Below are 13,170 nucleotides of genomic sequence, written 5' to 3'. Positions count from 1 at the left end.
AACTTATTGTCCTGATTGAGAATTATTAAATCTGATTTAACTTTAAAGCTATTTCTGCCAAGCGCTTACCCTGTGCTTCACATAGTACCTTTTCATCCTGGCTTAGTGCCTGATCATGGCGTGCACCACTAACGTGGCTGGCGCCGTAGGGTGTACCACCCGTTTTAGTATTTGATAATGCTGGAACAGCATTACTTAGTCCCATGATCATCATACCGTGGTGGAACAACGGCGGAAGCATACTCAGCAATGTACTTTCCTGGCCACCATGCATTGCACCAGAGGCTGTGAACACGCATGCTGGCTTAGCATGCAAAGCTCCATTCAGCCAAAGACTGGTGGTTTGATCCCAGAAATATTTCATTTCAGCAGCCATATTGCCAAAACGTGTTGGCGAACCCACTGCCAAAGCAGAACAGTTCGCCAATTCATCTAGCGTACAATAGATATCCCCTTCCGCTGGAATACTCGCCTCTGCTTCTTTTACCACAGTGGAAAGATTCGGCACTGTTCTGACCTTCACTGCCATACCTGCGGATTCAACCCCATTGGCAATCAGATGTGCCATCTCTTTGACTGAACCATATTTGCTGTAATATAAAACAAGGACATAAGGTTGCATATGATGAATGTTCGATACTAAAAAAAGAAAACTATACGGTATTTTTCTGTTTTTTTGGGTAAGCTGAACCAGAAAATTCATGATGTATAAGAAATTGAGACAACAAGCGCATGATCGTTGAATACTTAAAGAAACTACCTTTTTATGAAAAACACTGGTTTCAATTTATTTTATTTGTACTTAGGCGCTTTGAGGCGGATCGTTGCCGTGAACAGGCAGGCTCATTAACCTATACTACTTTGTTTGCTGTAGTACCAATGCTGACGGTTTTTCTGGTGATCATCTCTTCAATTAAGGCATTAGAACCTGCACGTCAGCAACTTCAGGAAATGATCTATACCAATTTCCTGCCTAAGACCACCATTGCCTTTGATAAAGCCCTGAGTGCTTTTACTGACAAATCCAGCAATCTGACCATCATCGGGATCCTGTTCCTGTTTATTACCACCGTGATGATGCTGACCAGTATTGAAACAGTATTTAACCGGATCTGGCGTGTCACGGAAACACGTGGCGGGATTATCGGCTTTATGCGCTATTGGACCATTATTTCTTTGGGTCCAATTTTACTTGGTAGCGCTTTCGTGATTTCTTCAACTGTAGCGTCCATGAATGTACTGAGCAATAACTTTGCCGGCTACGAATTGAATGGTGCTTTTATACTGTGGCTCATTTCATTTTCTTTGACGATTATCGGCTTCTTTATCCTGAACTGGACCATTCCTAACCGCAGTGTACCGATCAAATCTGCATTCGTGGGCGGTTTATTTAGTGCAGTGGTCTTTGAACTCTTAAAGAACCTGTTTGGCTTTGTCATGTCCAATTTCACCAGTTATGAAATTGTCTATGGTGCTTTTGCAGCGGTGCCTATTTTCCTGCTCTGGATTTATCTGTCCTGGAATATTGTCCTGCTCGGGGTTGAAATCAGTTATGCAATCACGGCATTTGAATCAGGTCAGGATTGTAAAATCCATCCAATTCTAATGTTACTGGATTTACTTGAGCTGTTTTACCGCAAGCAGAAAACTGGAGAAAGTATTAGTGAAGCACAGGCACTCGAAGTTTTAGGACGAGATGAAATTGGCCGCCTGCCAAGCTATATCAGCATGTTTGAAAAACAGAATCTGATTAAACGTACTGAAGATAATGAATATGTCTTGGTACGTGATCTGGATCAGGTCAATTTCTGGGATTTTTACCTCAAACTTCCTTATGCCCTGCCACACACACATCAAATTGAAAATCTTCAGATCAATGACCTCTGGATGCAGCGACTACAACCCAAATTACGAGAAGCAGATCATTATTTAGCGGAAAATCTGGGTATTCCCCTTTCAGAGCTGTTTAAGCAAAAGGAAATGCAGAATGAAGCTCAAACTCCACCCAAGCCTTAAACACTTTAATAAAAATCCTCTCTTATGAGAGGATTTTTTTTTGGGAATTATATAAGTAAGTTTTTCAGTAAAAATTTTCACTGCGTTATTCACGCTTTTTTAAACACTATTGATAACCAATATTTTAAGGAGCTACTTTTATATTTTTCGGCTTTAGCCATCCCTGCAAACTTACTAACACAACACCCAGCATGACCATGATCGTGCCAATAATAAAGTTCATCTCAACTTCTTCATCCAATAACAGAATTCCAAAAATCATACCAAACACCGGCGTTAGAAAAGAAAATACACCCAGACGTGAAGCCAAATATTTTTTCAGCATCCAGAACCAGATCAGATAACTGGCAAAAGAAATGACCACTGTATGGAAAATCAGACTAGAAATAGATAAGGTTGTCCAGTTCACCGTTGCTTGTCCTGTCATCCAAGCAAGTGGTAACAGCAGCATGCCGCCCATCAAGAGCTGATAGAACAAAGTTTGTGTTGCTGGAGCTTCAGCTAATCGTGTTAATCGAACACTCACAGTGGTAGCAGCCCAAAATATACCAGCCATTAAAGCCAACAAATCTCCCCAAAGCATACTGGCTTGCATAGCCTGACCAGTGTGGCTACGAAATAAGAAACTCACCACGATCCCGCTAAACGCAACGAGAATTCCACCCCACTGTAATGGAGATAAATGTTCTGAAGGAAGTTTCCAGTGCAATCCCAATGCCACAAAAATTGGTGCGGTATATAGTAATACGATGGTATGTGAAGCAGAGGTATAACGCAGTGCTTCAGCGACCAGGTAAAACTCTAAAGCGAACAATACCCCGACCAGCAAACCTGCCGGAAGATAGCTACAGCTCCATAGCTGGCGCCTTACACCTGCTTGAATCAAAGGATAAACCATTAATGCAGATAAGGCTGAACGTAATGCAATCTGCATCAAGGCTGAAATATCTGGTGCTGCCAGCTTAAGCATTACCTGCTGTAGTCCCCATAACAGACACAGGACAAACATAATTAACGAGGCTTGCGCATCAAGCGCTTTACGCTGCTCCACAATTTCAACTCTACGCACACTATCAAAGATGTACACTATAAATCTGTCAGAAATAAAAGATATACTTTAAAACAGACAAATAATCGCATTATTCAGGCAATTCACCGTGAGAAGCAATAAAACAGTCGCTCAAGATATCAAGCAACTTAGAACCAATGATGATATTGACGCAGCTCTGTGGATTAATTTTCGTGAAGACCCGGCTCTGTCAGTCTATCCATTGCATGATCATGCTTGGGGAGAGTTTATCTATGCTTTTAATGGCATCATGGAAGTGAAAATTGGGCATATTGATTATATTACCCCTCCGCCTTACGGTGTATGGCTACCACCTAACTTACAACATAGTGGTTTAAATCGTACCGATGTTTCACATGGAACTTTTTATATTCATGAAAGTTTATGTACAGGTTTACCAAATCAGCCGGGAATCTTATTAACCAGTCCTCTGGTCACTTCACTCTTGCAGCATTTAAAATTACATCCGACTAATGTAAGGTCAGAAGAGCATCAACGTTTATTACACGTGCTGCTTGATCAACTTAAACAGGCACAGATGATTGGCAGTTATTTGCCGCATACTGAACATCCTCAACTCAGGAAAATTCTGGATTACCTACATCAAAATCCAGAGAATAACAGTACCTTGCAGCATTTGGCAGCTATGCATAACTTGACTGAACGCACCTTGGCGCGCTACTGCCAGAAGGAGCTGAGAATGTCACTCAATGAATGGCGGCAGCGTCTGAAAGTCATCAAAGCCATGTCGATGCTGAAACAGCAAAAAACTGTAGAAAATATTGCCTTTGATCTGGGCTATGCCAATGCCTCAGCCTTTATTCAGATGTTTAAGCGCTGGATGGGCTATACACCCGATCAATTCAGGAAGATTCATCAAGCCAGTTAAAAATTTTAAATAAAAATAAAGGAGCCTTTCGACTCCCTTATTTCCACATAAGATTCAGCTTATTTCACAAAGGTGGTCCAGATATATTCCTGGTTTTTACCCTTTAAGGTCATTTTCAACTGTTCACCGGATTGCAATGCTGCTACACCCGCCGGCGTACCAGTCATTACCACGTCCCCTTCTTCTAAGGTAAATACCTGACTGATATCTGCCAGCAATGTTCCCACATCAAAGATCAGTAAAGCAGTATCGCCTTTTTGACGCAGTTCATCATTTACGTGCAGCGTATAGTGTACATCTTTCCAGTCATTTACTACGTCTTCAACTGACACCCAGTCAGAGAGCAGGCAAGCGCCATCATAAGCCTTGGCACGTTCCCATGGCTGGCCTTTTTTCTTAAGGCCATCCTGCAAATCACGTAAAGTCAGATCCAGACCCAAAGTCACAGCACCCACTGCTTCTAAAGCTTTTGCAGGATCAGTTTCATTTTTCAGGGTACGGTCAATACGCAGGCTCAGCTCACATTCATAATGACAGCTGCCCAGATCACGATTCCATTCAATTCCTGCATCCAGATCGCCTAATGCACTTGGTGGCTTGATAAACAGGACCGGTCGGTCCGGAATGGCATTACCCAGCTCTTTGGCATGATCTGCATAACTGCGGCCGACACAAACGATCTTGGATGGACGTGTACTCATGATTGACTATTTTCCCTTTTAAATGTTGAAATTATTTCTTGAAAGTACGTTCGAAAATGCTTTGTTCGGTGGCATCGGCAAAGGCGCGTTTAGGTACGATCACCACGGTACGATTTTTAAGTTCCAGCATATAGGTCAGCTTGCCTTTGGCAAAGTTTTGCACTTCACTGTAATGCACGATCTTGTTGCGGCCATTATGGAAGATTTCGGCATGGTCCTGATACAGGTCAATACCTTGCTCGCTCTTGCCGAACTGGTATTTTACAAACTGGCGTTTGAACATCATCGGCAGGAACCAGTAACGCATGATGCCCTGTAAAAGCAGGAAGAATGCACCCAGTGCCACGTAATAACGCCCTACCCCATCAAAGCCCATAGAAAAGCCCCAGATGATGATCCCGACACTTACCAAAGGAGTCAGAAATCGGCTGATCTGCTTTTTGCCAAAAGTAGCCAAAGCAAATCCATCCTGAGATTCTTCTAAAGTCAGAAAATAGCGGGTCGATAAAGTCGGTGCTGACTCAGTCATAGCATCACATCAAAATATAAAAATCCTTGGCTCATACTATATCAAATTCACTGCTATCCCCATTAGCAAAATGTATTCGGAAATGAATTACATATCTTTGCTTCCGCTCATTATAAAAATCGTTTTTAATCCACAACTATCAGAATAATAAAATGCACAACAGGACGTTGTATGAAATCACTAAAATCATGTCTGCTTCTTTGCCTCTGCACGACTTATATTCCTTTCAGCTGGGCGAAAATTATTCCCTGGACGCCGGCACTTCCGAGCAGTATCGATGTCTTTTCCGGTAGTCCACAGCAGCTAGCGGATTTGACCGGTGACCGACTATTCATCTATGCACATCCTCGACAATCCTTACAGCTTCCAACCTTTAAGCAGGCAGCTGCTCAAAGTGTGCAATTTTATAGCAGTGCGGTGGTATTACCGATTCCTGAGGTTCAGGTTAAAAAACATCTTTTAAATTATCAGGGCTATGCCGGCCTGTTTCCAGCGCTCAAGTCCGCTCAGATTGTGGAATCCCGCGGACATATCCAGCAGGTGCGTTATCAGGTACATATTCCTACGCCCATTCCAGTACTGAATTTCAAGGAAAATGTGGTGATGCAGCATCAGGTGTCAGAAAACAGTATTGAGACTTTGATTGTGGATGCCCCGATTCCTTATGGTGCTGGACGGCTGGAATGGTTTGCACTTGGAGCAAATAAAACCTTGGTCACCGTGACGCAATGGGGCGACTTAAATCAGCCGAAAGGCTTTCTGTTTAGCAAAATTTTAAATGCCTTACCTGAAGCTGAACTGGGTATTCCTGCTGGTACCAATGCTTTCCTGCTTGAAGCTTTACAGCAACGTTTTAAATCCCAGTCGAGCATTCCATTATCTGCAAGCCAGATCCCGCAAGTACATTTTAATGGCGGGCAAATTCAGAAGATCACTCAACTGAGTCAGCAGTCTGCCCAGCCTGTCAGCTTTATTCTGCCTGCACGTCAGCTCAAATATAGTCAAACCTCAGAAAACATGCGTTTTAGTAGCAGTTTTCATTATTATCCACAACCGGTTCAGAAACTGCAGCCTTGGCTTGCAGCTGATGCCAGTCAGCAATTATTCCCACGACAGATTCGTAAAGTGGAACTCAATCCAGTGAATCGTCAGCAGATGGATGCTAACTATAAGGTATCGGTTGGGTTGGGAGTGATCCAGATTCCATTCAATTTCAAGCTTCGTTATCAACAGCCCTCGCCTTTACAAAGCCAGTTTGATGCGATTGGCGGAGATTTAAAATTTGTAAAGGCAGGAATGAAACTGCTACCACAAGCTCATGGCACTTTATTTCAAATGACCAGCAGCATGAAGATTCATGATCAAGCCCCATTTTTATTACGTGCGATGCGCAGTATGCCTTATCACGATATTCTGCCAGCTGTTGGAGCAAATACGGTCTATGCACTTAAAGTACAGCAAAAGCTGAAGTAAATTTAAAAGCAGTTATTGTTTTTTTATATCTATAAATCAAAAACTACAGACGTAAAAAAACCGCATCAATATGCGGTTTTTTTGAGAATTCTTATCAAGATTGGTGCGCTCAGAGAGATTCGAACTCCCGACCCCTTAGTTCGTAGCCAAGTGCTCTATCCAGCTGAGCTATGAGCGCGACGTCTTGATGGGGTGCATTATATATGTTTTTCTAAACTTGTTAAGTCTTTTTTAATAAAAACCCAACCGAACGTACAGTAAATAAACGATATGGTTAAATTCAGGTTTTATCGGTGAATTTTCCTGCAGATTTATATCTAAAAGCAATTAATAGCGTATCAGCTTTCGACCTTAAGCTAGTTTAGCTATCAGATTCATAGCGGCATAGCGAAAATTAAGCACTGGCATTTGAGCCTAATTCCAGAAAATTTCAGGCACAAAAAAACCGCAACATGTGCGGTTGATTGTTCAAGTTGGTGCGCTCAGAGAGATTCGAACTCCCGACCCCTTAGTTCGTAGCCAAGTGCTCTATCCAGCTGAGCTATGAGCGCGTAACTTGTGTGCCTAGGTTGGCAATACGTTTTTCTGCTTAACTTACTTGGTGCGCTCAGAGAGATTCGAACTCCCGACCCCTTAGTTCGTAGCCAAGTGCTCTATCCAGCTGAGCTATGAGCGCGCGACATAAGTAAGCGTGGCGGTGAGAGAGGGATTCGAACCCTCGATACAGTTACCCGTATGCGTCCTTAGCAGGGACGTGGTTTCAGCCACTCACCCATCTCACCGTAACGTGCCGCCATAATACAAATTTCGGCATAGCACTGCAAGCAAAGCTTTAAAAAAAAGTGCAGTTTTTTGCTCAATTAAATACTTTTTAAACAATTCATCTGTTTTTCTACACTTATTGCGCGAAAAAGCTCCGCTTTCTATCCAATAGTCGAAAATCCGCCGAAAAACGGAAACTTAAACAGATTATTGCAATCATTTACGTGCAGTCTGAGCGCACATGTCTTATGCTAATCGCATCTCCTAGGAAAATTTAAAGACATGATGAAAAATTGGGTCGATCCTGAAGCAAAAGCTGAAGCTGAACGTTATGACAACCCTATCCCAAGTCGCACGCTGATTTTAGAAACCATAGAAAAGAATAATGCCCAGTCGCATGCCGACCTGGTGGAACATTTTGAAATTGCAGATCAAAAAAGTATTGATGCCCTGAGTCACCGCCTGATTGCCATGGTGCGTGATGGCCAGTTAATGAAAGATGGTTATAAATTCCAGATTGCTACTGAACAACCGGAATATGAAGCCACGGTGTATATTAATTCTAAAGGCATGGGTACAGCCAATATTTCCGGTCAGGATGATTTGTTACTGCCCGAGCGTGAATTGCGTCAGGTCTTTAATGGTGATCGCGTTAAAGTCCGCCAAACTTCAGTCGACCGCAAAGGTAAGGCCTGGGGTTTTATTACTGAAGTAGTACAACATCGTGTCAAACAGGTTATTGGTAAAGTCTGCCAGCATGAAGGTGAATATTTCGTACAACCTGCCAGCCCGAATGCGCATCAGCCGATCACCCTAGAAAAAGAACTGATTGAACATGCTCAGGTTAAAGTTGGTGATTCGATTCGTGTTGCGATTGATACTTACCCAACCAAAGAAGAATTTGCGACTGCGCATATTATCCAGTCAATGGCAGATAAAGCAGATACGGAAATCATCATTCCACAAACCATTCTGGAATATGGCCTGCCTTACGAATTCCCTGATGAAGTCATCAAAGAAGCAGAAAGTTTTAAAGAACCAAATGCTAAGGATCGAGAAGGTCGTATCGACCTGCGTGACCTGGCCTTAGTCACCATTGATGGTGAAGATGCCCGCGACTTCGATGATGCGGTGTATGCAGAGAAACGTCCTGGCGGTGGTTATCGTGTTGTCGTGGCAATTGCAGATGTGAGCCATTATGTCCGTGTTGGCAAGCCACTGGATGACGAAGCTCAGGAACGTGGTACATCGGTTTACTTCCCGCATTATGTCTTGCCGATGCTGCCTGAAGCACTCTCCAATGGCTTATGTTCCTTAAACCCGCATGTTGACCGTCTCTGTATGGTCTGTGATTTAAAACTGTCACGTGCAGGCCGTGTGACCAGTTTTGAGTTCTATCCTTCTGTGATGCATTCCAAAGCGCGTCTGACCTATAACCAGGTTGCGCAATATTTTGATGGTGACAGTAACGCGATTACTGAAGATCGTGATGTACGCAAATCACTGAATACACTGTTCCAGCTGTATCAGGTGCTGAAAGAATTGCGTGCAGATCGTCATGCGATGGAATTCGAAACTGTCGAAACCTATATGACTTTCGATGAGCTGGGTGGTATTCAAGAAATTCTGCCACGCACCCGTAATGATGCGCATAAGCTGATTGAAGAGTGCATGTTGCTCGCCAACGTGGCGGCGGCAGAATATGCGCTGAAAAATGAAATTCCAATGCTGTACCGTGTGCATCAGCCACCAGAATTTTCCCGTATTCAGAAAGTGCGTGACTTCGTCAAGCTACTCGGTCTGAAATTCCCGGAACAGCCCACCCAGAAAGATTATCAGGAAGTGATTGAAGCGACCAAAGACCGTATTGATGCCCCAAGTATTCATGCAGTCCTGTTACGCTCAATGATGCAGGCATACTACGGCGCGAAGAATGATGGTCACTTCGGTCTGGCATATGATGCCTATACGCATTTCACTTCGCCGATCCGCCGCTACCCTGACCTGTTGTTACATCGGGCGATTAAAGCGCAATTGGCACAAAAACCATATCCGATTTCGGGTGCATCGCTGGATGATGCCGGTGAGCATTTCTCTTCAACTGAGCGTCGTGCTGATGAGGCTTCACGTTCTGTAACGACCTGGTTGAAATGTCACTACATGCAGCAGCATCTGGGTGAAGAATTTGTTGGCATTATCAGTGCGACTGCGGAATTTGGTCTGTTTGTCACCCTGAAAGATCTTTATGTAGATGGCATGGTACATGTCAGCCAGCTCGGCGATGATTTCTTTATCTTTGATCAAAGCAGCCAAAGCCTGGTCGGTCAGAACCGTGGGCAAATCTTCGGTCTGGGGGATGAAGTCAAGATCAAGGTTGCCGGGGTGAATCTGGAAGAACGTAAGATTGACTTTGAACTGGTACAACAGTTAACCCATGCTGGCCGTCAAATCCGCGCCCGTGCACCACGTGTCGCAGAGAAAAAGCCTTTAGTCCGTCCGGAAGCTACTGAACAAGTCTTTGGCAAACATGAACGCGAGTCCAAAGCCAAAGATAATGCAGATGGAGAACAACCCATACGACGCAAAAAAGACAAAGGAAAACCCAGTTCCTACAGCAAAAAGCCTGCTAAAAAATCTGCAGGAAAGCCTGAAACAAAGGATAAAGGTAAAGTAAAGAAAAAAGCCAAAGTGAAAAAGAAAAAATCCAATGCAAAGCCAAAGGGTGAATAATTTTCACAGTTAAAAAGAGCGCTACGGCGCTCTTTTTTTTATTTATAATCAATATAATAACTATAAGGAAAATTAGAAAAATGGATGTACTAAATATCATAACATTAGTTATTTCATTACTAGCTTTACTCGTAACCTATGCAGTATTTAAGTCAGATCAGCAACCACAAATTCTTATTTTTGCTACGCCTCATTATGGAAAAGAATCTGTAATTCAACTTCATGTTAAAAATATCGGCAAATCCATCGCTCACAATGTAAAAATCTTTAGCAATCAGCCTGTCCCTCGTGCAGCATTCGGAATTGAAAAGTTAAATTCTGATAAACAGTATTTTAATACTGGTATTTTTAAAAGTGGAATCAAAGTATTTCCACCTAAACAAAGCTACATATACGATTGGCGACAATATGGAGGCCTCAAGGAATCATTAAATAATACTCCCATCACTTTCACGGTGACATATTCTTATAAACATCCTTTAAATCTTTGGAAAACCAAAATCATTAATATCTCTACAATTGATATAAATGAACTAGAGTCGCTTCCCTCTTCCAATGGAGGCTTATTAGAACAATTGAAAAATATCAATAAATCATTAATAACCTTAAATCAAAAGATTGAGAAAAAACTATAGATATCTTGATTTCCTAGCTTAAAACCCCTACATCTAGATTTAACATAGGAAATAAATCGGCAGACCGACATGACTTTAGAAAAGGCAACTTTGCCTGTTCCACAATTTGATCAGCTTACACTAGCAGAACTGAAACAAAAGATTGAAAGCTGTATTGCTGAAGGTCAAAAATTCCTGAATGAACTTAACGAAATACCGGATTCAGCTCAGGAACAGCTTGCCATTTTGGAACATGTCGACACACTTGAAAATAATATGAGTGAGGCTTGGGGCATTCTCTCGCATCTCAATGCCGTGAAAAACAATGCGGAAACGCGTGAAGTTTATCAAGCCTTATTACCGGGCTTAAGTGAATACTATACCCAACTCGGCCAACATACGGCACTGTATCAAACTTATCAGCATGTGCATGATGCACCGGTATTTACTGACCTGCCTGCAGCACAGCAAAGTGCCATTAAACTGGCACTGCGCGACTTCAAACTTTCGGGCGTGGCGTTAGAAGGTGAAGCGAAAAAACGTTATGCAGAAATTTCCGCACGTTTATCTCAGCTATCTTCAGATTTTTCCAATCATGTATTGGATGCGACTCAAGCCTACTTCAGACCATTAAATGAGGATGAACTGGCAGGCTTATCGGCAAGTAATATTGAACTGCTCAAACAGTATGGCAAACAGCATGAATTGGATCAGCCCGTAGCCACTCTAGATTTCCCATCCTATTTAGCCATTATGACCCATTCAGAAAACCGCAGTCTGCGTGAGGAAATCTATAAGGCCTATACCACACGTGCATCAGATCAGTCCGACAAGTCTGAATTTGACAATACAGCTGTGATGGAAGAAATCCTGAGTCTGCGTCAGGAAATGGCTGTACTCCTCGGCTTTAACAACTATGCTGAATATTCACTGGCCAGCAAAATGGCACCAAGTGTTGACGCCGTAGATGAGTTTTTACGTGATCTGGCTGAACATGCGCGTGCGCCTGCTGAAAAAGAGATTGCCGAGCTGAAAGCAATTGCAGCAGAAGATGGTATTACCGAGCTGCAACCTTGGGACAGCAGTTATTATTCTGAAAAGCTGAAAATGCAGCAGTTCAACCTGTCACAGGAAGCACTGAAACCTTATTTTCCGACCCCAAAAGTAATTCAAGGTCTATTCAGCATTGTGAACCGTCTGTATGGCATTCAGGTCATCGAACGTGAGGCTCCACTTTGGCATCCGGATGCACATTATTTTGAACTGGAAGATCAGGGTGAAGTCATCGGTGGTTTCTACTTTGACCTGTATGCCCGTCAAGGTAAACGTGGTGGTGCATGGATGAGTGGTTTCCGCTCTCGCATGCGTACCCATGACGGCGTACAAAAGCCCATCTGTTATATGGTCGGCAACTTTACCCCACCGGTCGGCGACAAACCTGCCCTGCTAAGCCATGATGAAGTGATTACCCTGTTCCATGAATTTGGTCATGGTCTGCATCATATGCTGACTGAAGTAGACAATATCTCTGTTGCTGGTACACATGGTGTGGCTTGGGATGCAGTTGAGTTACCAAGTCAGTTCATGGAATTCTGGGCCTGGGATCAGGACAGTCTAAATCTGCTCAGCGAGCATATAGAGACCAAGGAAGTCCTACCAGCAGATTTGCTGAAAGCCCTGCTAGATGCCCGTTTCTTCCAGTCAGGCATGCAAACCTTACGTCAATTCGAGTTTGCCCTGTTCGATCTGTCCATTCATCGTGCCAATCCAGCTTTGAATGCTGAACAGGTTCAGGCGACCTTGAATGAGATCCGAGACAAATATGCCGTGTTGCCAACGACACCGTATAACCGTTTCCAGCATAGCTTTAGCCATATCTTTGCAGGTGGCTATGCTGCTGGATATTATTCTTATAAATGGGCGGAAGTACTGGCCAGTGATGCCTTTGACCGTTTTGAAACAGAAGGTATTTTCAATACTGATACGGGTCATGCTTTCCGCAAGAACATCCTGGCAGTCGGCGGCAAAGATACTGCACTGGATGCTTTTGTAAACTTCCGGGGTCGTGAGCCGAAAATGGATGCCCTACTCCGTCATCAAGGTTGGACGAATACGGTAAAAAATGCTTAAACTAGCTGTTTAAATTAATCAACAGGTGAGTATGATGACCATCAAACGTCGTTTCATTGCAGGTGCTAAATGTCCAAAATGTCAGGCGATGGATCGGATTGTCATGCTGACCTCCGGCGAGAATGAATGGATTGAGTGTATTGAATGTGGCTATGAGGAAAACCGTCCAACCCACGTTGAGCAACCTGAAGTTCCTGCTGTACCTGATGAAGTGGGTGTGATTCAGTTTAAACCGCGTTAAGTATAGAAAAATAAAT

Annotated in this window: 11 protein-coding genes and 4 tRNA genes; 7 read left to right on the top strand and 8 right to left on the bottom strand. The window is 43.1% G+C overall.

The window, feature by feature from the left end:
• Window positions 1–25: 25 nt before the first annotated feature.
• Window positions 26–622, bottom strand: coding sequence for an NAD(P)H:quinone oxidoreductase (wrbA, locus tag FSC11_RS02170; protein WP_163164859.1), 597 nt, complete (start codon window positions 620–622; stop codon window positions 26–28).
• Between the two features lie 110 nt (window positions 623–732).
• On the opposite strand from wrbA, the gene FSC11_RS02165 reads away from it, so the two are divergent.
• A complete protein-coding gene (locus FSC11_RS02165) occupies window positions 733–2,016 on the top strand; it encodes a YihY family inner membrane protein (RefSeq protein ID WP_163164857.1) in 1,284 nt (427 codons plus the stop codon).
• 124 nt (window positions 2,017–2,140) lie between these two features.
• Here the strand turns inward: FSC11_RS02165 and FSC11_RS02160 are convergent, their stop codons facing one another.
• Window positions 2,141–3,067 (bottom strand): DMT family transporter, encoded by a 927-nt coding sequence (locus FSC11_RS02160; protein WP_163167698.1) that lies wholly within the window; start codon window positions 3,065–3,067, stop codon window positions 2,141–2,143.
• Window positions 3,068–3,173: 106 nt separating this feature from the next.
• Between FSC11_RS02160 and FSC11_RS02155 the strand changes: the two genes are divergently transcribed.
• Window positions 3,174–3,974: an AraC family transcriptional regulator gene (locus FSC11_RS02155; RefSeq protein ID WP_163164855.1), complete on the top strand. Its 801-nt coding sequence runs from the start codon at window positions 3,174–3,176 to the stop codon at window positions 3,972–3,974.
• Between the two features lie 59 nt (window positions 3,975–4,033).
• Here FSC11_RS02155 and FSC11_RS02150 read toward each other — a convergent pair whose 3' ends face one another.
• Window positions 4,034–4,675: a fumarylacetoacetate hydrolase family protein gene (locus tag FSC11_RS02150; RefSeq protein WP_163164853.1), complete on the bottom strand. Its 642-nt coding sequence runs from the start codon at window positions 4,673–4,675 to the stop codon at window positions 4,034–4,036.
• Window positions 4,676–4,706: 31 nt separating this feature from the next.
• On the bottom strand, window positions 4,707–5,204 hold the full coding sequence (locus FSC11_RS02145; protein ID WP_004809751.1) for a YcxB family protein: 498 nt from the start codon (window positions 5,202–5,204) through the stop codon (window positions 4,707–4,709).
• A gap of 171 nt (window positions 5,205–5,375) precedes the next feature.
• Here FSC11_RS02145 and FSC11_RS02140 point away from each other — a divergent pair, with 171 nt between their 5' ends.
• Window positions 5,376–6,677 carry an SRPBCC family protein gene (locus tag FSC11_RS02140; protein ID WP_163164851.1) on the top strand — a complete coding sequence of 434 codons (1,302 nt, stop codon included), beginning with the start codon at window positions 5,376–5,378 and terminating at the stop codon, window positions 6,675–6,677.
• Between the two features lie 101 nt (window positions 6,678–6,778).
• Here the strand turns inward: FSC11_RS02140 and FSC11_RS02135 are convergent.
• The 4 genes from FSC11_RS02135 to FSC11_RS02120 form a co-directional block, all read right to left on the bottom strand.
• Window positions 6,779–6,855, bottom strand: a tRNA-Arg gene (locus tag FSC11_RS02135).
• A gap of 296 nt (window positions 6,856–7,151) precedes the next feature.
• Window positions 7,152–7,228 (bottom strand) — tRNA-Arg (locus FSC11_RS02130).
• A gap of 48 nt (window positions 7,229–7,276) precedes the next feature.
• A tRNA-Arg gene (locus FSC11_RS02125) sits at window positions 7,277–7,353 on the bottom strand.
• A 16-nt stretch (window positions 7,354–7,369) separates the two neighbouring features.
• Window positions 7,370–7,459: transfer RNA gene (locus FSC11_RS02120), tRNA-Ser, on the bottom strand.
• A gap of 262 nt (window positions 7,460–7,721) precedes the next feature.
• Between FSC11_RS02120 and rnr the strand changes: the two genes are divergently transcribed.
• The 4 genes from rnr (at window position 7,722) to FSC11_RS02100 (ending at window position 13,154) form a co-directional block, all read left to right on the top strand.
• Window positions 7,722–10,169 (top strand): ribonuclease R, encoded by a 2,448-nt coding sequence (gene rnr / locus FSC11_RS02115; RefSeq protein ID WP_163164849.1) that lies wholly within the window; start codon window positions 7,722–7,724, stop codon window positions 10,167–10,169.
• A gap of 80 nt (window positions 10,170–10,249) precedes the next feature.
• Window positions 10,250–10,804 (top strand): hypothetical protein, encoded by a 555-nt coding sequence (locus FSC11_RS02110; protein ID WP_163164847.1) that lies wholly within the window; start codon window positions 10,250–10,252, stop codon window positions 10,802–10,804.
• 69 nt (window positions 10,805–10,873) lie between these two features.
• Window positions 10,874–12,913 (top strand): M3 family metallopeptidase, encoded by a 2,040-nt coding sequence (locus FSC11_RS02105; RefSeq protein ID WP_163164845.1) that lies wholly within the window; start codon window positions 10,874–10,876, stop codon window positions 12,911–12,913.
• A gap of 40 nt (window positions 12,914–12,953) precedes the next feature.
• A complete protein-coding gene (locus tag FSC11_RS02100) occupies window positions 12,954–13,154 on the top strand; it encodes a YheV family putative zinc ribbon protein (protein WP_171056624.1) in 201 nt (66 codons plus the stop codon).
• Window positions 13,155–13,170: the final 16 nt, after the last annotated feature.

Origin of the sequence: Acinetobacter schindleri (assembly GCF_010918895.1) — a bacterium.
In the GTDB taxonomy this organism is placed as follows: domain Bacteria; phylum Pseudomonadota; class Gammaproteobacteria; order Pseudomonadales; family Moraxellaceae; genus Acinetobacter; species Acinetobacter schindleri.
This window is presented reverse-complemented; position numbering and strand designations above follow the sequence as displayed.